This window comes from Sphingobacterium suaedae (genome assembly GCF_042684625.1).
GTDB classification, from domain to species: Bacteria; Bacteroidota; Bacteroidia; order Sphingobacteriales; family Sphingobacteriaceae; genus Sphingobacterium; species Sphingobacterium suaedae.
On sequence record NZ_JBHULR010000005.1, the window covers coordinates 156,886 to 176,881 of the forward strand.

A 19,996-nucleotide genomic window follows, 5' to 3' on the forward strand; every position below is an offset into this window, starting at 1 on the left:
TATCTTTTTCACCAAACCTTTTTTATACTCTCTTGTTAGTAATTAAAAGTGGAATAAGGAAATATTAAAAGGATAAATCATGGAAAATAAAAATGGATTAGTTGCATTTGCACTTTTAGGATTAGCAGTGGGTACAGCCGCTTACTATTTGTTAGGTACGGAAGATGGAAAGCGTCAATTAGATCGCGCAAATGAAGGCGTAAAAAGCTTAACCAAATCGATTAAAGAGCTGTCAAAAAAAGAAGCTAAACGAGCAGCCAAATTAGCAAAATCTGCCAAGGAAGACTTAGAACACCTTAAGGATAGAGCAAAGGAAGCAGGAAAGCACGCGATCGACGCCGCCTCAGAAAAGGCGAATCAATGGGCGAGCAAAGCTTCTGAAGCTGCAAATGGTGCAGGCAACAAGGCGGACGAATTATTAGCTGACGCTAAATCAGAAATTAATAAAGCCTAAGTCAATTTGGAGAAACTGTAGGCAATTCAACGTGAAGTATTTGTATCTTTGCGTTGCGCATGACAATTCTCCAACAGGTAAAAATACTAGTATATAAAGATATCATTTTAGAATGGCGTTCTAAATACGCTATCAATGGTATCTTACTTTATGTTGTATCTACAGTTTTTGTATGCTATCAAGCATTCAAATCTGTAGATACACTCGTTTGGAACGCTTTATTCTGGATCATTCTGTTATTTGCGAGTATCAACGCCATCAGCCGTAGTTTTACGCAAGAAAGTACATACAGGCAACTTTATTATTATACCATCATTAGTCCGCAAGCCGTGATTCTCGCCAAGATAATTTACAATACATTGGTGATGTTGCTGCTTTCAATGATAGCATATACAGCCTACTCCATTACTTTTAAAAACCCGGTAGGCGACATTTTTTTGTATACGGTGGCTGTATTGCTAGGTAGCATTAGTTTTGCTTCTGTCTTCACCATGGTATCGGGTATAAGTGCAAAGGCAGGCAATAACAGTACCTTGATGGCCATCCTCAGTTTTCCGGTCATCATTCCCCTTCTCATCGTTCTGATCAAACTGTCTCAAAATGCGTTGACCGGTCTTGACCGCGCGATAAGCTTAGGTGAGATAATGGTCCTTTTGGCAATTAATGTAATTACGGTTACAATTTCTTTGTTGTTATTTCCGTACCTTTGGCGTGATTAATTTTCAATTTTTCGAACATGAGAACATCTTGGTGGAAAATTTTGGGGCTAGTGCTGGTTGGAGTTGCCATTGTTGCAGGCCTACTAGGCCCCGTTCCGGCCTTACCTATTCTGCATGAGACTATTCGCAATGTCTACTTTCACGTTCCGATGTGGTTTACCATGCTAACGCTTTACCTGATCTCCGTAATTTACAGCATAAAATACCTGAACACGGGCAAAGAGTCGTATGATTTGTTGGCTGTGGAAGCGGTCAATACTGGAATAATTTTCTGTGGCATGGGGTTACTAACCGGAATGCTCTGGGCAAACATCACTTGGGGTGAACCTTGGCCTAATGATCCAAAACTAAACGGCTCTGCTATCGCTACGTTAATGTACCTCGCCTATTTAGTTCTTCGAAACGCGTTGGAAGAAGAACAGAAACGGGCAAAAATTTCCGCTATATACAATATTTTCGCTTTTCCTGTGATGATTGTTTTACTCTATATCCTACCGAAGCTAACGGACTCTTTGCATCCTGGAAGTGGCGGAAATGGCACATTTGGCGATTTAGATATGGACAATCAGATGCGGCCGATATTTTATTCTGCAGTAATCGGTTGGATATTGATCGGTACGTGGATCTGTACGTTACGGTATCGCCTGCGTCTGTTGGAGAATAAAAAAAATCAAATTGATTAATTGTTGAATTAAGAATATAAATGAAAAATATTATTGCAGCTTTGCTTTTATTGTTTTCTGCGGCATCGACTTTCGCACAAAATGATGTGGAAATGGCGAGCGGTCTTCGAAGCTCTGGAAAGATATACGTGGTCGTACTTGTTCTGCTAACCATTTTTGCCGTATTAGGCATCTTTCTATACATATTGGATAGACGGATTAAGAAATTGGAAAAATAAACACCGCGGCACGCCTATGCTAATAAACCAACATCGAAAGTTTACCCCTTTCAATATCATATCGGTTTCACTTATCGGCTTGGCTTTATGTTTAGGTATATTCCTTCATCTTCCCGAGAAGATAACGCCTATTCTTTTCGAACCGGCCATCAACAACCTGATCGGCATCCGGATTGGCTCAAATTTATCCCCCGGAGAGAATGTCATGATAACGCTTGCCCTCACTTTGCTACAAGCGTTCTTTCTAAACCGGATAATCAACCACTTCAACTTTTTAGGTAAGCCCAATTTTCTAACCGCGCTGTTGTATATGACGCTGGTTAGTATGTTAGCTCCCTTTTTAGTGCTATCTCCACCACTCATTTGTAATTTTATCGCGATTTGGATGATGGGCAAACTGTTCAACATTTACAAGCAACAAGATATAAAAGGGCTCATGTTTGATCTCGGGATGATTGTCGCTATTGGCAGTCTGATCTACTTCCCGTTTATGGTCATGATGATTCTGTTGTGGATCAGCTTAATCATTTTCCGCCCCTTCAATTGGAGGGAATGGACTACACCCTTGCTCGGTTTTTCTGCCATTTACTTTTTGCTGGGTGTTGTTTATTATTGGATTGGGCGCATCCAAACATTTTATGCCATATTTAAACCACTCAGTTACGCATTTCCGACCGAGCTATCTCTAAATGTATATGATTACCTCGTGGTATTGCCTATTATCGTCGCCTTGTTGTTTTTCCTTTTTGTGTTGAAAGATCATTTTTTTAAGAGCGTCGTGCATCTCCGCAAATCCTTTCAACTGTTGTTCTTTATGGTGTTGCTTACTTTCGGATCCTTTTACCTGAACGATCACATAACGGTTAATCATTTTTTATTATGTGCCCCCCCGATCGCCATCTATTTGGCATTTTATTTCACCAACTCAAAAGCTAAATGGGTTTACGAAACCCTTTACGTGCTTATCGTAGCGGCAATCGTCTACTTTCAGTTTACGTAAACTGCAACGGTTTACGCCACACGCAAAACAAGCTAAATCACTAACAGATAGGCGATTAACCTTTTTTAACAAATAGAACTAACGGAATAATTAAAAATTAGATAGTTTTGTAACAAATTTTGACAGAGCAACCATTTTAGCAAGTTGCCTATTTTGAGAGGCCCAGCACGGAAAAAAGCCTAAAAATGAATAGTATACTGGATTTGCTGAATGTAACACACACATTATATATGCACAAATATTCAACAGGAAGTTTCACTAAGATAGCATTTCGCCTATTAGTAGGATTGGCTTTGTTGGGCGCGCAAGACACGTATGCACAACGGTCGACCTCCCATTCCCCTTATTCACAGTTTGGACTGGGACAAATGCGAGAAGATCTTTTGCCACAGACACGTGCCATGGGCGGCATTTCGGCAGGAGTGCGATATCTCAACGGCCTTCCTACGTTAAATATTGCCAATCCAGCTTCTTATTCAGTATTGAATAGAACCGTTTTGGAAGCAGGGATGTATGGAAACTTCACGCAATTGTCCAAAAATAACGCAAGTGACCACACGGCAGATTTTGCATTTAGTCATATCGCCATTGGCGTTCCGTTAGCCAAATATGGTGGATTAGCTTTCGGGTTACTTCCTTACTCTGATGTCGGATTTTCCGGTGGGATCACCGAGTCTGTTCAGGATATCGTATATAGAAAAACAGCATCTGGTGAAGGTGGAGTCAACAAAGCCTTTCTAGGATACGGCGTATCGCCAATTAAAGGGCTTAGTGTCGGAGCAAACGTCGGATTTTTATTCGGCAATCTCTACGACATCACGAACGTAACGTTTTTGAGCGTTCCGGGCGCTTATCCAACCGAACTAAGAGAAACAAGAAACTTCCGAGGAGCAACTATTGACTATGGTGTACAATACAGTAAATCCCTAGGTAAAAAATATAACCTGACGGTCGGATATAGCGGGAGCTTGAATAATCAGGTATCCGTTAAACGAGACAGAATCACAACGATCAATGAAGGAAGCACAGATCCCGATTACATTGCGCCGCCGTTGGACACCATTACCACACTTAGCTTCGGTACCACTAAATTAAACTTGCCCTTAAAACATAGTGTAGGTTTTACGCTATCAAAAGGTTATAACTGGATGGTCGGTGCCGATTTCAAATATGCAGACTGGTCTAAGTTTCAAGTTCGCGAAGGGCACAATAAATTGGAAAAAAGCTATGGTTTTGCCATAGGAGGACAGGTTAAACCCGATCCAACCTCGGTCCGTTATTGGAACCAGGTCGATTATCGGCTAGGCTTCCGTTATAATCAGACTCCAATCGTTTACCGGAATCAGCGTATCAACGACATGGCCGTAACGATCGGTTTTGGATTCCCACTACCAGAGACCAATTTCGGACGTACGTTCTCGCAAATCAACATTTCCGCAGATTTTGGCCAACAGGGAACTTTAAAAAGTAATCTGGTACGCGAACGCTACATCAACATTAACTTTGGTTTTACCATTAATGACTCCTGGTTTATCCGTCGAAGTTTAGATTAGCCGGCATGCAACAGGCAAACTACATCCGTCGAAATTCGTTGCTCCTAGCGGTATTACTTCTGTTGGGAGCCGGTATTTTCAATGCCTGTGAAAATGATCTAAAAGACGTAGAGAAAATCGCCAATATTCAACAGGAGGAAAATGTAAATATTTCGAAGGATGTCACGGTTGTCTATAGCGACTCGGCGATCGTAAAGGCAGAACTCACCAGCCCGGAATTACGGGAATACCCCGACAGCGTGGGCATCTTCGAGTTTCGCAAAGGTGTCCTTATCCGATTCTTTGACGATACAGGAAAAGAGTCGCAGCGGATAAAGTCAGACATTGCTAAGCGCCGCGAAAAAGATGGTTTAACTGAATTTCATAAGAATGTCGTAGTTAATATGGCCGATGGTTCCGTTATCAAAACTGAAGAGTTGTTTTACGACGAAAAGAAACAGATCTATTATAACTCCGTTCCGATCACGTTTGATTTCAAAGACCAGCGTGGAAGTCTTCAAGCCACTTCTTTCATTTCGGACACGCAATTTAAAAAGATAGACGGGCAAAATATGACCGGATTTTATATTCCTACTGGGGAGCAGCAATTCCCTTCCTTCGCACAATAGTAGCGCGTATAACAAATTTTACCAAATTTAGTTTCCGACTTACGCAATTTTTTCTATTTTTTTTCATAAAAGTTGTATCTTGCGCCTTGTTTTTAATATAGGTCAATTAAATAACTGAAAAGAAGCATTTACAAAATAAACACAGTATATAGACTATGGGATTAATGAGCTATTTGCGGAACCGGGCGGGGTTAGTAGTGACCATCATTGGTTTGGCAATTGTTGCGTTTTTATTAGGAGACATTGTAAATTATGGTACTCCTTTCTGGATGAAGAGTCAAAATCAAGTGGGTAGTGTTAATGGAGAATCCATCGACTATCAGCAATTCAATGCACAGGTCGAGCAAACCACGGCTATGTACCAACAACAAATGGGAGGAGCAGCATCTCCACAGATTCGCAATTATGCGGTGCAGCAGGTCTGGAATCAATTCCTTTCGCAAGAATTGTTAAAGCAAGAAATTGAAAAAATCGGCTTAAGTGTGAGTAAAGACGAGCTGAATAGCCTTGTTACTGGCTCCAACCCGTCACAGCAGATTGTTCAAGCCTTTACGAATCCCGAGACCGGTATGTTCGATAAGAATCAACTGAACACGTTCATTTCCCAAGTGAACACACAGGGTACACCAGAAATGCAGCAACAGTGGAACGTACTGTTGGAAAATATTCGCAACGAACGTTTGAATCAAAAATATTCCAATCTTTTAAGCAACAGTGTTTATGTCACGTCACTCGAAGCCCAGGAAGAATACAACCAACGGAACAAACTCGTTAACTTTAAGTATTTGATGTTGGATTATTCGTCGATCAAAGACGGAGAAATAAAGTTGACTGACGCGGACTACAAAGCGTATTATGATGCACACAAAAACGGTTTCAAAAATCCAGAAGAAACAAGAACTGTGGAGTACGTACTGTTTGATGCTACCCCGACGGTTAATGATACTGCGGCAACAAAATCCATTATCGAGCAGCTTAAAACAGAATTGGTGGCCTCAAAAACCGACTCTCTGTTTGCTACTTCCAATTCCGACACGAAATACCCGTTTACTTACTTACGTAAAGGACAGGTAAATCCAGCGCTAGACTCCGTTCTTTTCAATACTCCGGTTGGCACGACTATCGGCCCATTCCTATCGAATGGTGCTTTTGAGATCGCCAAAGTTGTCGATGCCAAATTTAGTCCCGATTCGGTAAAGGCCGCGCATATCTTACTCAACACCACAGCAGAAGGTGGTGTAGATAAAGCAAAAGCCAAAGCAGATTCCATTAAAGGGCTTGTTCAAAAGGGAGAAAATTTTGCTGCTTTAGCGGTTCAATTTAGTGTGGACCAAGCTAGCAAAGTAAACGGAGGCGATTTGGGCACGTTCGCTCGTGGCCAGATGGTACCTGAATTTGACGAGGCCGTGTTCTCTGGAAAAGTGGGTGATGTTATCGTACTCAACAGTCGTTACGGCACACACATCATTAAAATCGAGAAACAAATTGGAAACTCTAAAATTGTAAAAGCAGCGATCATTGATAAAGCTATCAACGCTGGAAAAGCAACGACAGACGCCGCGTACACGAAAGCAAATAATTTCTTTGGTGATGCCAACAGCAAAAACTTCACCGAAATTGCAAACAAACAAGGCGCGAAAGTTCAGAAAATCGACCGTGCTGTTGCCATGGATAATAATTTCAATGGTGTAGAAGTTCCACGGGAGCTCGTAAGATGGGTATTTGAAGCGAAAAAGGGAGATGTATCCGACAAGATTTATGACACCGAGCAAAACTTTATCGTCGCTCGTGTGGTCGATGTACAACCTAAAGGTCTCCTTTCACTGGAAGCCGTGAAACCCCATATTGAAGCCCAAGTCCGCAACGAGGTGAAAGCCAAGATGCTTACGGAAAAACTCAACAACGCCTTAAATGGTGCATCAGCAATAGATCAGGCCGCACAAAAAGTGGGCAAAACTGCTGTGAGCGTAGAAAACATCGTATTGGCCAATCCAGTGCTTCCAGGCGTAGCTCTAGAACCGGTTGTAGTCGGCACGGCATTTGGATTGCAGCCTAATAAGCTCTCAAAATCAATAAAGGGTGAACAAGGCGTGTTCGCTGTTCAGGTGACCGGCTTTGTCAATCCGAAAGAACTTGTCGCCAGCGACATGAGCAACCAGAAGAAGCAGCTACAATCCGCTAAGACACAGCGCGCGTGGTCTGCCGTGTATCAGGCACTTCAAAACAAAGCAGATATTGATGACAATCGTATTAGATTCTATTAAGATTTAATCCTTAACTTTATAGCCGAGCAGATATTGCTCGGCTTTTTGTTTTACGGATCATATGGATATTCAAGAAAACATCGTTAATAAGGTCGCCCAAAGTGGTTTGATGACCATAGATTTGGCCAACTATGCTCCTAAGGAAGAGATCGTGGTATACGATATAAAAGAAAATTTATTCCACGGCCTCATCCTAAAAGAGAAAGACTTCAGAGCGTTTATTAAAGATCACGATTGGAGTCAATATGCTAAAAAACACGTAGGCATCGTCTGCTCAACAGACGCAATTGTTCCTACTTGGGCATACATGTTACTCGCCAATAAAATATCATCCTATGCATCTTCGGTACACTTTGGAGACAAAGACATGGTGATCAACAATCTTTTTAACCAAGCATTGGACGTCATTGACTTCCACCAATATACTGATCAACGGGTAGTCGTTAAAGGATGTGGAGATATATATGTCCCCGAATCTGCATTCGTCCGATTTACCGTGGGACTTAGCAAAGTAGCTAAGAGCATTATGTATGGCGAGCCCTGTTCGACCGTACCCGTTTTCAAACGAAAAAGTTAAACCATTGACCGCCACCATTGTCCCTCTTATATGAGAAATCTATATGTCGCCTTTATTATATTCATAGGAAGCATGGGCTTGTCTATGGCCCAAACATTACCTTATTTGCCAAATCCTACCTATAAGGAAGGAGAAAAATTAACGTACAAGCTACGTTACGGAATCATATCAGCAGCCACAGGGACATTGAAGGTCGAAAAATCAAAACTCCGGTTTAGCAATCCAAATGCCTTTCATTTATCGGCCTTTGGCCAAACGTCTGGCGCCTTCTCTGTTTTTTATACGGTAAAAAATCAATACGATTCGTATATAGATGCTGATAGTTATCTACCCTATCTGTATACCGAAGATATACATGAAGGGAGTTATACGCGGCGAGAGTACGCAACATTTGATCATAAAAACAAAAAGGTATCGGGCAAAAAAGGAACATTTAAGAGCCCTACGGGTCAGTTTTTTGATCTGCTCTCTGCCTATTATTTTTCACGGAATCTTGACCTGTCATCGCTCAAGAAAGGCGATACCTTTAAGATCACCTATTTTTTGAATGACGAGGTGGCCCAACTGGGTGTCAAGTATATCGGTATAGAAAAGATAAAAACCTCACTGGGCACTGTGGAGTGCATTAAGTTCAGCCCGGAGATAACCCCAGGACGGATTTTCAAGAAAGATAGTCAACTTTTCTTATGGGTAACCAACGACGGAAACCGTATACCTGTTAAAGCGCAAGTGGAGATATTAATCGGTTCTGTCACAATGGAGTTAGTCCAAGCAAGCGGCCTAAAGCATAAATTGGGCGAGCGTGTCAGTTATTCAAAATAAATACGAACATGATTGAAGTAGGAAGCGTTTTAGTGCATGAGGATATCATAAAGAACGATTTTGTTTGCAACCTTACAAAATGTAAAGGCATCTGTTGTGTCGAAGGTGACGCAGGTGCACCTTTGCTCGCACACGAAACAAGTGTGCTGAAAGAGATATATCCAAAAGTCAAGCCTTATATGACGCCGAAGGGCATTGCGGCCATTGAAGAACAGGGTACCCATGTGATTGATGCAGATGGAGACCTCACCACACCCTGTGTAGATGGCGACAAGGAGTGCGCATATGTGACCTGGGAAAACGGCATCACTAAATGTGCCATCGAAAAAGCGTACGAATTGGGAGAAGTACACTGGAAAAAGCCTATTTCATGTCACCTGTATCCGATCCGCGCTACCCATTATCCGGAGTTCGATGTTTTGCATTACGATCGCTGGCATATTTGCCACGATGCGTGCACCTTTGGCAAAGATCTCGGTGTCCCTGTTTATAAATTTCTAAAAGATCCGCTCATACGTGAATATGGCGAAGATTGGTACAAAGAATTGGAATTAGCTGTCGACGCTTTATAATCTATTTCTTATCTTTATTCCAGTTTTAACCGCTTTATAAAGACATGGTTCAGTAACCATTTTTCATGTTGAAATTAAAAGATATACAAACGCCGATAGCGAAGGAGCTTGACCTTTTTGAAGGTCGATTTAAAGAATCGATGAGAAGTGCGACCCCGCTGCTTAACCGTATCACACAATATATAATTAAACAAAAAGGAAAACAGATGCGTCCGATGTTTGTTTTCCTTTCGGCAGGTCTGTCAGGAACGATCAACGACTCCACATATCGGGGAGCTTCGTTGGTAGAGTTGCTACATACCGCATCTTTGGTACACGATGATGTGGTCGATAATGCCAACGAGCGCCGGGGTTTTTTTTCGATCAACGCCCTTTGGAAGAACAAAGTCGCCGTATTAGTTGGCGATTATCTATTAGCAAAAGGCTTGCTCCTCTCCGTCCGACATAATGAGCATGACCTCCTCAAAATCGTTTCAGAAGCAGTGGAACAAATGAGTGAAGGCGAGTTGTTACAGATTGAGAAAGCGCGTAAACTGGATATAGAGGAGCATATCTATTTTGAGATTATCCGCAAAAAGACGGCCTCACTGATTGCCTCGTGTTGCGCATGTGGGGCATCCTCAGCGGGAGCAGACGCCGAGCATGTAGAGTTGTTAAAGACTTTCGGCGAAAAAGTAGGCATTGCCTTTCAGATCAAAGACGATCTGTTTGACTTCGGTTTAGACGACGTGGGAAAGCCAGTAGGAAACGATATAAAAGAAAAGAAAATGACGCTTCCACTTATTTATGCATTAAAGAACACGTCTTCCACAGAAAAAAGACGCATCATCAACCTGATCCGGAACCATAGTGAGAACAAGGAGAAGGTTGCTGAAGTTATCGCATTTGTACGGAGTAGCGGTGGCATGGCCTACGCTACCGAAAAAATGATGCACTATCAACAGGAAGCTTTCGAGATTTTAAGAGAGTTTCCGGACAACATATACAAAACCGCTTTGGAACAGCTGGTACGATTTACGACTGAAAGAACTAAATAGAACATCTACATATATGAGCCACGAGTTATTGTTTTTTGGAGGGTTTATTGTTTTCATTATCCTCATGCTAGCCATCGATCTCGGATTATTTTCGAAGAGTGACAAACCTGTTTCGCTAAAATCTGCCGCTATCATGAGCGCCGTCTGGGTGTTATTTGCCTTAGCCTTTGGGTTAGTATTATACATATGGGGAAATGAATTGCACAACGTACATGACTTTGCTACATTACGAGAGGTCATTGCCAAACATTATCATAATATTGGCGTAAACGAAAACGATCTAGCGGCCAGTATACAACTCTATAACCGCAATCTAACTATTGAATACCTTACTGGTTATGTCGTGGAGTATGCCCTATCCGTAGATAATATATTCGTCATGGTCTTATTGTTCTCCTCTTTCGGCATTCCGGAAAAATACTACCATAAAGTTCTCGTTTGGGGAATTATCGGTGCGATTGTGCTCCGCTGTATTTTCATCTTCGTTGGTGCCGCGTTGATCGCAAAATTCGGATGGATACTCTATGTATTTGGTGCTTTCTTGGTTTATACTGGTATTAATATGTATATAAACCGTAATAAAGAAGAAGAGGTTGATCCACAGAACCACCCCGTCGTCAAATTTGCATCAAAATATTTTAAGGTGACTCCGCGGCTGGATGGCGGACATTTCTTCCACGTAGAAAATGGCGTAAAATATATGACTCCTTTATTTTTGGTGCTTTTGGTTATTGAATTCACCGACTTAATATTTGCCGTTGATTCAATTCCAGCTATATTTTCTGTAACGAAAGACCCTTATATTGTCTTCTTCTCGAATATATTTGCTGTGCTCGGACTTCGTTCTATGTTTTTCCTTCTCGTCAATATTATTCACAAATTCCATTATCTGAAAGTGGGATTAGCCTTTCTGCTAATTTTTATCGGAGCAAAAATGCTCTTACATAGCTGGCTTGAAAAGATAGGATTTGAAACGATACACTCGTTGATTATCATCGTGTCTATTTTGGTCTTGAGTATTGTCGCTTCATTAATGTTTCCAAAAAAGCAAGACCTATTGCACTGATACCAGGAAGATCTATACACAGCAAAGTCTTCGTATGCACGAGGACTTTGTTGTTTATGCAAACGGCGGACTAGTTGTCGCTTTTGAATCCCTATCTGTGTTATGATTTTTACACGGAAAACGAGTTAACTCCTGCAGAAAATTTTAACTTCGTAAAAATTATAACACACAACAACATAATGAACTGGAACAAATCGATATGGTTGGCTGCCGCTCTATTCACCGCCTCCATCCATGTACAAGCTCAAGACAACCTGATTAACTCCTTAAAAGGCAACGTCAGTGACAACAGCAAAGAAGGCTTTAAATTTACAGAAGTTATTAATCTAGGTAACACCTCTATTAAAGACCAGGGATCCTCAGGAACATGTTGGTCCTATTCCGGCAACTCCTTTTTGGAGTCCGAGATGATTCGCATGGGAAAGCAGCCTGTAGAAATTTCGCCAATCTTTACAGCGCGTAATACATATATTGAAAAAGCAAAAAATTTCGTTCGTCTACACGGCGATCAAGCGCAAGGAGATGGAGGACAGCTACACGATGTATTAACCATTTTTCGTCAATATGGCGCCGTACCGCGCGAAGTATACACCGGATTACAACCTGGGCAAGCGCGTAATAACTTTTCAGAAATGGGACCACTATTACAAGGCATTACCGAAACTGTAGCTAAAAGCAAAAAGCCAAGTAGCAATTGGTTAAAAGCATTCACGGCAGCTATGGATGCCTACTTGGGCGAAACACCTGAGTCTTTCCAATATAAAAATAAAACGTATACACCACGTACCTTTGCCGATGAGGTAATCGGCATTAATCCGGACGATTATGTCGGCATTTCATCCTTTGATGAGCATGCCTATTACAAACCGTTTGTCTTGTTAATCCCTGACAACTGGTCATTCGAAAGGTTCTACAATGTTCAGATGAACGACCTAACCGACATCATCGACAATGCCCTACAAAACGGTTATACAGTAGCATGGGCTACCGATGTTTCCGAGAAAAGTTTCAGCTGGAAAAACGGTGTGGCATATGTTCCGGAAACACCTGTCGAACAAATGACGAAAGAACAAGTCGAAAATATGTTTAATGGACCTAAAGCTGAACCTACGATCTCAGCAGCGCAACGGCAGGAAGCTTTTGATAATTATTCGACAACTGACGACCACGGCATGCACATCGTGGGACTAGTCAAGGATCAAAACGGAAAAGAATATTATATTGTTAAAAATTCATGGGGCGAATCCAATGATTACAAAGGCTACATGTATGCGACGAAGGAATATGTTCGTTACAAAACGATTTCTATTTTACTACATAAAAAGGCGTTGACGAAAAATATGCAGTCGAAACTGAGTCTTTAAGCCTGTTTCTGAAAAATGCTATAAAATCCCGAGAATTAATTCTTGGGATTTTTTATTAGAATTTGTAGCTTAAACATATAACACCGTTCAACTAACAACAAAAATTATGAGAAAGCTATTCGTTATCCTCCTTTGTATTCCTTTCTTAGCCCTCGCGCAAGAAAAGGGGATACACTTTGAGCACCACAGCACTTGGGAAAAGATAAAAGCCAAGGCCAAAGCCGAGAACAAACATATTTTTGTGGACTGTTTTACCACTTGGTGTGGACCATGTAAATATATGTCCTCTACGATCTTTCCACAAGAGAAAGTGGGCAATTTCTTCAACGCAAATTTTGTCAATCTCAAATTACAGATGGATGAAACCAAGGATGACAGCGACGAGGTAAAATCCTGGTATGAAGAGGCCAAACGGTTTGCCACCGAATATGCGGTGCGGGCATACCCAACATTTTTGATTTTTAACCCAGATGGAGAGCTCGTGCACCGCATCGTCGGTGGCGGCGAAGCCGATGCCTTTATTGCCAAAGCACAACAAGCCCTGCATCCCGAAACACAATACGTCACGTTAGTCAAACAGTTCGAAAAACATCCAACGGACGCAGAAATAGCAAAAAAGACGGCTAAAGCGGCCCTAGCTTCATATGACCAGGAACTGGCGAACGAAGCCATCAACCGGTACGTAGAATTGGTAGGCTCCGATGCCCTACTTACTGCCGAAAACATTCAGTTCTTGGTAAAAGGCGCCAAATCGAGCAAATCATCGGCTTATGCCGTTATCAAAAACAACCGCACCAAAGTCGATGAACTACTTTCCTCTAAAAACAGTACGGCCAACGATGTATTATCCTCGGTTCTAGCCAATGAATTGGTGTTGCCTAAAATCCGACATAAAGAAAAACAGCTTGATTTCAAATCCTTGCAACAACAAATAGAGCACGACCACCCCTATGTGGATATGACCGCAGCTATCACATACGCTAAAACGCAATATTACTTTGCAGAAAAGAATTGGCCCGCATTTAAGGACGCCGTCAATACGTTGATTGCAACAAAAAATAAAAATGTCTCACCTATTTCATTGAATTCCTTTGCCTGGTCTATCTTCGAAAACTGCGACGATCCGGCCTGCCTACAAGCAGCCTTAAGCTGGAGTCAAAAATCGTTGCAAGACAACGAAAATCCCGCCTTTTTAGATACCTATGCCAATCTGCTGTACAAATCCGGAGATAAAGAGAACGCTATAAAATGGCAAGAAAAAGCACTCGCTACCGCCACGGAAGACGAAAAAGAAAATTATGCAACCACCTTAAACAAAATGAAAAAAGGAGAACCAACTTGGTAAACCCTACATAGACAAAAGAAAATAGACGTGTAAAAAACACGTCTATTTTCTTTTGTCCAGTGGTTTTATTTTATCTCTTTATATCCGACCCCCATATTTTGGAACATAAATGCCCACTTATCAGTCTGTTCGGCAATGACCATCGCTGTCGATTTACCTGCCCCATGTCCCGCTTTAGTGTCTATACGGATTAACACCGGATTATTCCCTTTGTGGTATTCTTGCAAACGCGCAGCAAATTTAAACGAATGAGCAGGAACCACGCGGTCATCGTGATCTGCCGTCGTTACCATAGTCGCCGGATAAGCCGTTCCGGGTTTCAAAGCATGATATGGAGAGTATGTATGTAAATACTCAAACATCTCTTTGTTATCATCCGCGGTACCATAATCGAAAGACCATCCTGCGCCCGCCGTGAATTTATGGTAACGTAACATATCCAATACCCCGACGGCAGGAAACGCCACCTTGAATAGGTCCGGACGCTGTGTCATCGAAGCCCCTACAAGCAAGCCTCCATTAGATCCACCAGCAATGGCCAATTTTTCTGCTGATGTATATTTCTCCTTGATCAAGTACTCAGCAGCCGCGATAAAGTCATCAAAAACATTTTGTTTCTTCATCTTCGTGCCCGCAAGGTGCCAATTCTCTCCATATTCCCCACCTCCGCGTAAGTTAGCTACCGCATATATCCCGCCTTGTTCCAACAAGATGACATTGCTCGTTGAAAAAGAAGGCGTCAAACTGATATTAAAGCCACCATAACCATACAGCATGGTTGGGTTTGTACCATCCAATTGAATTCCCTTCTTATGTGTGATGATCATCGGCACCTTCGTCCCATCCTTAGATGTATAGAATACTTGATGCGACTCGTATTGAGAAGGATCAAATTTGATAGCGGACGTTTTATAGATTTCCGATTTTCCGGAAGCGATATCGTATCGGTATATTGTCCCAGGATTCACATAATTTGTGAATGAATAGTATAAATCTTTATCATCCCGTTTTGCTCCGAAGCCAGAAGCTGACCCCACCCCAGGCAATTCGATTTCCCGTTCTAATTTCCCTGTTCGATCATATTGCTTAACCAAAGATGTAGCATCTTTCAAGTAATTTGCAAACAGCTTACCTCCGCCGGTAGACGGCGACAGTACTTGGTCTGTTTCTTTAATCAAATCTTTCCAATTCGCTGGCTGTGGCGCCGCAAAATCCGTTGTGACCACTCTACCATTCGGTGCATTAAGCTCCGTATAAATGAACAGTTTCGACCCATCGTTATCGATAATGGAGTGATTTTTTTCCATGTTGTCAACCACGGTTACAAAATCGGCATTGGGATTAGAAAGGTCTTTGATATAAAGTTCATTCCCGGAGGTTGCATTCGCAGCCGACACAATCAGAAATCGCTCATCTTCGGTCAATCCCGCGCCAATATAACGACGAGGCTTAGCTGAACCTCCAAACACAAGTTTATCTGTCGCCTGCGGCGTGTTCAGCTGATGAAAATACAATTTATGCTGATCTGTCATGGCTGACAACGCCGAACCTTCCTTTGGCTTATCGTAACTGCTATAATAGATTCCCTCATTTCCGCGCCATGCGAGACCGGAGAATTTTACATCAACCAATGTATCGCCAATCACCTTTTTATCCGCAGCGTTTAATACAATAACTTTCCGCCAGTCTGACCCTCCCTCTGAGATCTGGTATGCAACCAACGAACCATCTTTGCTGAAGGATATGCCCGCCAACGAGGTCGTTCCATCTTCGGAAAACTTATTAGGATCTAGAAACACCTCTTCTTCTCCATTATCCCCTTTTCTTCGATACAGCACATATTGGTTCTGCAAACCATCATTTTTATAATAATATGTGTAATCCCCCTCCTTAAATGGAGCTGTTTCTTTTTCATAATTCCAAAGATTTTCCAATCGCTGACGAATTGCCTCCCGAAACGGAATCTGTTTTAGATAATCCTGCGTTACCTCATTCTCCGCAACCACCCATTGCTTTGTCTTTTCCGAAAGGTCATCTTCTAGCCAGCGGTACGGATCGTCAACAACCGTCCCGAAATACGTATCCTGTTGATCGATTTTTTCGGTCTTGGGATAAGGCTTGACCGCTAAATCTTGTTTTGCCTCGATGATTTTCTCCTGTTGACAAGCACCAACGCTCAAAGCCAAGAGGACAATTCCGAAATTTTTGTTCATAATTTGATTTTTTTTAACAACCGTTGTTCATATATGTTTCTCCGCAAGTTACGAAAAGGAGCGCTAAAAGCAAACCTACACCTGTATCCTAATCACCCGCCCCTTGTATATCCGTCAGGATTTATCTAGCTTTGAGCCATAGGATGAGAAACAAAATCTTTTTCGCGTCGGATTTTCATTTAGGAGTACTACCTAAAGCGACTTCAATAGAACGAGAACTACGGATCGTCGCTTGGCTAGACGCCATAAAAAACGACGCGGCAGAGCTATTTTTAGTCGGTGATATTTTCGATTTCTGGTTTGAATATAGCACAGTTGTTCCTAAGGGATTTATCCGCTTTTTAGGTAAATTAGCCGAATTGGCGGATCTAGGCGTGAAAATCACATTATTTAAAGGCAACCACGATATGTGGATGTTTGGCTACCTGAAAGAACAGTTAAATGCCACGATCGTCGACGATGAACTTATCCTCACACGTAACGACAAACAGTTCTTTATCCATCACGGTGATGGTTTGGGACCTGGGGATGTGAAGTATAAATTTTTGAAATCATTTTTTAGGAGCCGAATATGCCAGTGGTTGTTTGCAAGATTACATCCCAATCTAGGGATCGGCATCGCGCAGCGTTGGTCTCGTCATAGTCGTGCGGCGACCCGCGAAGAAGAACGTTTTCTAGGGGAAGATCAGGAGTGGCTCATTCAATATGCTAAAGAAGAACTAACGCATAGGCATATTGATTATTTTATCTTCGGCCATCGTCACTTACCATATGACGTCGCAATTGGTGACAACACACGCGTAGTGAACCTCGGCGAATGGATCTACCATTTTACTTATGCGGTCTGGGACGGAGAGCAGCTAATCTTAAATAAATGGACGCGTTAACCATTATTCAGCGCATTGCTGTTCTTCCGGATAGCGCGACAGAAAAGCTCGTCACACTATTCCAAGGAGTAGTCGTAGACAAAAACCAAAATATTATTGAAGCAGATCGCCTCTCCCGTTCCATCTATTTTATACGTACAGGCTCCTGCCGCGTTTTCTATCATAAAGATGGACGGGAAGTCATCTTGGATTTTGCCTTTCCTGGAGACGCCCTGATTTCACTCAATAGCTATGTGCATGGAAAACGGGGGTACGAAACCATACAAGCAATGGAGGATACGACCCTCTACCGGATCGCCACGACCGATCTCCAGACATTATTCGATCAATCCGTGGAAATCGCCAATTGGGGAAGAAAATTGGCCGAAATGGAAACATTGAAAATAGAATCTCGGCTGATGTCCAAACTATTCAAAACCGCAAGCGAGAGTTACGCAGAATTACTCGAACGCGCTCCGAGCATGGTCAATACCATCAAGTTAGGTTTTATCGCCTCCTATTTGGGTATCTCACAGGTAACGCTGAGCCGCATCCGTGCGAAAATTTAATTTTTTAGCATTTGTAAAAAGATCTCCTCTCTGGAATTCCGACTTTTGTTGGAGGAATACTACATATTGTGCATGCAGATTTTCCGATATAAAAACACCTTAAAGAAAACAACAATGAACTGGATCATTTTAATTATTGCAGGTCTATTTGAAGTCGGTTTCACCTCCTGTTTAGGAAAGGCAAAACATACAGCCGGAACGGAGATGTATTGGTGGTACGGTGGCTTTGGCGTCTGCTTAGTCGCCAGCATGCTGCTCTTGATGAAAGCCACGCAACAGTTACCGCTAGGCACCGCTTACGCCGTATGGACGGGCATAGGTGCTGTGGGCACCGTATTGGTTGGTATCTTGATCTTCAAGGAGCCCGCAGATTTTTGGCGCGTATTTTTCATCTTCACGTTGATCGCATCCATCATCGGACTCAAAGCGGTTTCCTCGCACTAATCTCAAAAATTTACGTACTTTTGTGGCTACGAAACGGAAATTGAAGTTTTCCGTATTTAAGCGCAACATTGATTATGTTAGAGAAACTACAAGCCATAAAGGAAAGATGGGAAGAGGTAGAAGCGGAGTTAAGCAATCCCGACACCATCAACGATATGAAACGTTTTGCTAAGCTAAATAAGGAATATAAAGACCTTAGCAAAATTGTCGAGCAGTACCATATTTATAAAAATATGGTCAGCAATATAGAAACCAACAAAGACATCCTCATCAACGAGAAAGATCAGGAATTGCGGGAGATGGCCAAAGAAGAGCTTGATTTACTCTACACGCAAAAAGAAGAAAAAGAAGAGGAAATTCGTTTGATGCTTATCCCTAAAGATCCGGAGGACGCGAAAAATGCGATCATCGAGATCCGTGGAGGAACTGGGGGCGACGAAGCCGCATTATTTGCGGGCGATTTGTACCGCATGTATACCCGCTATTTTGAGACCAAGGGTTGGCGGAACGAAGTGATGGATGTAACAGAGGGTACATCAGGCGGATACAAGGAAGTCATTTTAAAGGTCATCGGCGAAGACGTCTATGGACAATTGAAGTACGAGTCAGGTGTACACCGTGTACAACGTGTCCCCGACACCGAAACCCAAGGCCGAGTGCATACCTCTGCCGCCTCAGTAGCTGTGTTGCCCGAAGCGGAAGACGTTGACGTGGAGCTAAATCCAGGCGACATTGAGATGCAAACATCTCGTTCTGGAGGTGCCGGTGGACAGAACGTTAACAAGGTCGAAACGAAGGTACAGTTGACACACAAACCTTCCGGCATTGTTGTCGTTTGTCAGGTCGAACGCTCGCAGCTCGCCAACCGGGAACTTGCTATGGAGATGCTCCGAAATAAGCTCTACGAATTGGAAGTTCAAAAGAAGCACGGTGACGTAGCAGCAAAGCGTAAGACAATGGTCTCTACGGGAGACCGTTCGGCAAAAGTCCGTACCTACAATTATCCGCAAGGCCGAGTTACGGAACACCGTATTGGTTTAACCATGTACAACCTTCCTGCTATTATGGATGGTGATATTCAAGGTATTATCGACGCCCTGCAGTTTGCCGAAAATGCAGAAAAGATGAAAGAGGGCGCTGTAGACTAGTTTTTTTCAAAAAAGTTTAGCAGATTTAGAAATAAACACTATATTTGCACACCTTCTCGGAAGAAGGGTTTAGGTCTGGTAGTTCAGCTGGTTAGAATACATGCCTGTCACGCATGGGGTCGCGGGTTCGAGTCCCGTCCAGACCGCTAAAAAGGAAGCAAAGCTTCAAAAATCGTTCTTAAAAAGAATCTTTTAAAAGAAATTGGTCTGGTAGTTCAGCTGGTTAGAATACATGCCTGTCACGCATGGGGTCGCGGGTTCGAGTCCCGTCCAGACCGCTAAAAATTAGCTCGGTAATTCTTTTAAAAATATTGGTCTGGTAGTTCAGCTGGTTAGAATACATGCCTGTCACGCATGGGGTCGCGGGTTCGAGTCCCGTCCAGACCGCTAAAAAAGCCTGCTCATTTTACAAAATGAGCAGGCTTTTTTGTTTACGAATACTGCTAAATTTAACTTTATAAAGACACGAAGCGG

20 protein-coding genes and 3 tRNA genes are annotated in these 19,996 nt (G+C 42.4%); 22 read left to right on the top strand and 1 reads right to left on the bottom strand.

The window, feature by feature from the left end:
* Window positions 1–79: 79 nt before the first annotated feature.
* From ACFSR5_RS13485 to ACFSR5_RS13555, 15 genes are all read left to right on the top strand, one after another.
* Window positions 80–454 carry a YtxH domain-containing protein gene (locus ACFSR5_RS13485; protein WP_380904633.1) on the top strand — a complete coding sequence of 125 codons (375 nt, stop codon included), beginning with the start codon at window positions 80–82 and terminating at the stop codon, window positions 452–454.
* Between the two features lie 59 nt (window positions 455–513).
* Window positions 514–1,173 (top strand): heme exporter protein CcmB, encoded by a 660-nt coding sequence (locus ACFSR5_RS13490; RefSeq protein WP_380904635.1) that lies wholly within the window; start codon window positions 514–516, stop codon window positions 1,171–1,173.
* Between the two features lie 17 nt (window positions 1,174–1,190).
* Complete coding sequence (gene ccsA / locus ACFSR5_RS13495) at window positions 1,191–1,856, top strand: cytochrome c biogenesis protein CcsA (protein WP_380904637.1); 666 nt, start codon at window positions 1,191–1,193, stop codon at window positions 1,854–1,856.
* A 20-nt stretch (window positions 1,857–1,876) separates the two neighbouring features.
* Window positions 1,877–2,074 carry a CcmD family protein gene (locus ACFSR5_RS13500; protein WP_380904639.1) on the top strand — a complete coding sequence of 66 codons (198 nt, stop codon included), beginning with the start codon at window positions 1,877–1,879 and terminating at the stop codon, window positions 2,072–2,074.
* A gap of 16 nt (window positions 2,075–2,090) precedes the next feature.
* A complete protein-coding gene (locus ACFSR5_RS13505; protein WP_380904640.1) occupies window positions 2,091–3,074 on the top strand; it encodes a beta-carotene 15,15'-monooxygenase in 984 nt (327 codons plus the stop codon).
* 185 nt (window positions 3,075–3,259) lie between these two features.
* Window positions 3,260–4,627: a hypothetical protein gene (locus tag ACFSR5_RS13510; protein ID WP_380904642.1), complete on the top strand. Its 1,368-nt coding sequence runs from the start codon at window positions 3,260–3,262 to the stop codon at window positions 4,625–4,627.
* 5 nt (window positions 4,628–4,632) lie between these two features.
* A complete protein-coding gene (lptC, locus tag ACFSR5_RS13515) occupies window positions 4,633–5,235 on the top strand; it encodes an LPS export ABC transporter periplasmic protein LptC (RefSeq protein ID WP_380904644.1) in 603 nt (200 codons plus the stop codon).
* Window positions 5,236–5,390: 155 nt separating this feature from the next.
* Window positions 5,391–7,499 carry a peptidylprolyl isomerase gene (locus ACFSR5_RS13520; protein ID WP_380904646.1) on the top strand — a complete coding sequence of 703 codons (2,109 nt, stop codon included), beginning with the start codon at window positions 5,391–5,393 and terminating at the stop codon, window positions 7,497–7,499.
* Between the two features lie 61 nt (window positions 7,500–7,560).
* Window positions 7,561–8,076, top strand: coding sequence for a DUF2480 family protein (locus ACFSR5_RS13525; protein WP_380904648.1), 516 nt, complete (start codon window positions 7,561–7,563; stop codon window positions 8,074–8,076).
* A 30-nt stretch (window positions 8,077–8,106) separates the two neighbouring features.
* Window positions 8,107–8,898, top strand: coding sequence for a DUF3108 domain-containing protein (locus ACFSR5_RS13530; protein WP_380904650.1), 792 nt, complete (start codon window positions 8,107–8,109; stop codon window positions 8,896–8,898).
* 8 nt (window positions 8,899–8,906) lie between these two features.
* Window positions 8,907–9,470, top strand: a complete 564-nt coding sequence (locus ACFSR5_RS13535) for a DUF3109 family protein (protein ID WP_380904652.1) — start codon at window positions 8,907–8,909, stop codon at window positions 9,468–9,470.
* Window positions 9,471–9,535: 65 nt separating this feature from the next.
* On the top strand, window positions 9,536–10,507 hold the full coding sequence (locus tag ACFSR5_RS13540; protein WP_380904654.1) for a polyprenyl synthetase family protein: 972 nt from the start codon (window positions 9,536–9,538) through the stop codon (window positions 10,505–10,507).
* Between the two features lie 13 nt (window positions 10,508–10,520).
* A complete protein-coding gene (locus ACFSR5_RS13545) occupies window positions 10,521–11,573 on the top strand; it encodes a TerC family protein (RefSeq protein WP_380904656.1) in 1,053 nt (350 codons plus the stop codon).
* Between the two features lie 179 nt (window positions 11,574–11,752).
* On the top strand, window positions 11,753–12,937 hold the full coding sequence (locus tag ACFSR5_RS13550) for a C1 family peptidase (RefSeq protein ID WP_380904658.1): 1,185 nt from the start codon (window positions 11,753–11,755) through the stop codon (window positions 12,935–12,937).
* 106 nt (window positions 12,938–13,043) lie between these two features.
* A complete protein-coding gene (locus ACFSR5_RS13555; RefSeq protein WP_380904660.1) occupies window positions 13,044–14,282 on the top strand; it encodes a thioredoxin family protein in 1,239 nt (412 codons plus the stop codon).
* A gap of 65 nt (window positions 14,283–14,347) precedes the next feature.
* Here ACFSR5_RS13555 and ACFSR5_RS13560 read toward each other — a convergent pair whose 3' ends face one another.
* Window positions 14,348–16,495 carry a prolyl oligopeptidase family serine peptidase gene (locus ACFSR5_RS13560; RefSeq protein ID WP_380904662.1) on the bottom strand — a complete coding sequence of 716 codons (2,148 nt, stop codon included), beginning with the start codon at window positions 16,493–16,495 and terminating at the stop codon, window positions 14,348–14,350.
* 143 nt (window positions 16,496–16,638) lie between these two features.
* On the opposite strand from ACFSR5_RS13560, the gene ACFSR5_RS13565 reads away from it, so the two are divergent.
* The 7 genes from ACFSR5_RS13565 (at window position 16,639) to ACFSR5_RS13595 (ending at window position 19,909) form a co-directional block, all read left to right on the top strand.
* Window positions 16,639–17,382, top strand: a complete 744-nt coding sequence (locus ACFSR5_RS13565; RefSeq protein ID WP_380904664.1) for a UDP-2,3-diacylglucosamine diphosphatase — start codon at window positions 16,639–16,641, stop codon at window positions 17,380–17,382.
* Window positions 17,370–17,930 (top strand): Crp/Fnr family transcriptional regulator, encoded by a 561-nt coding sequence (locus ACFSR5_RS13570; RefSeq protein WP_380904666.1) that lies wholly within the window; start codon window positions 17,370–17,372, stop codon window positions 17,928–17,930. The genes ACFSR5_RS13565 and ACFSR5_RS13570 overlap by 13 nt, the downstream gene beginning before the upstream one ends.
* 114 nt (window positions 17,931–18,044) lie before the next feature.
* Window positions 18,045–18,374: a DMT family transporter gene (locus ACFSR5_RS13575; RefSeq protein ID WP_380904668.1), complete on the top strand. Its 330-nt coding sequence runs from the start codon at window positions 18,045–18,047 to the stop codon at window positions 18,372–18,374.
* A 74-nt stretch (window positions 18,375–18,448) separates the two neighbouring features.
* Window positions 18,449–19,522 carry a peptide chain release factor 1 gene (gene prfA, locus ACFSR5_RS13580; RefSeq protein WP_380904670.1) on the top strand — a complete coding sequence of 358 codons (1,074 nt, stop codon included), beginning with the start codon at window positions 18,449–18,451 and terminating at the stop codon, window positions 19,520–19,522.
* A gap of 72 nt (window positions 19,523–19,594) precedes the next feature.
* Window positions 19,595–19,668 (top strand) — tRNA-Asp (locus ACFSR5_RS13585).
* Window positions 19,669–19,726: 58 nt separating this feature from the next.
* Window positions 19,727–19,800, top strand: a tRNA-Asp gene (locus ACFSR5_RS13590).
* A 35-nt stretch (window positions 19,801–19,835) separates the two neighbouring features.
* Window positions 19,836–19,909, top strand: a tRNA-Asp gene (locus ACFSR5_RS13595).
* The last annotated feature ends 87 nt before the right edge of the window (window positions 19,910–19,996 follow it).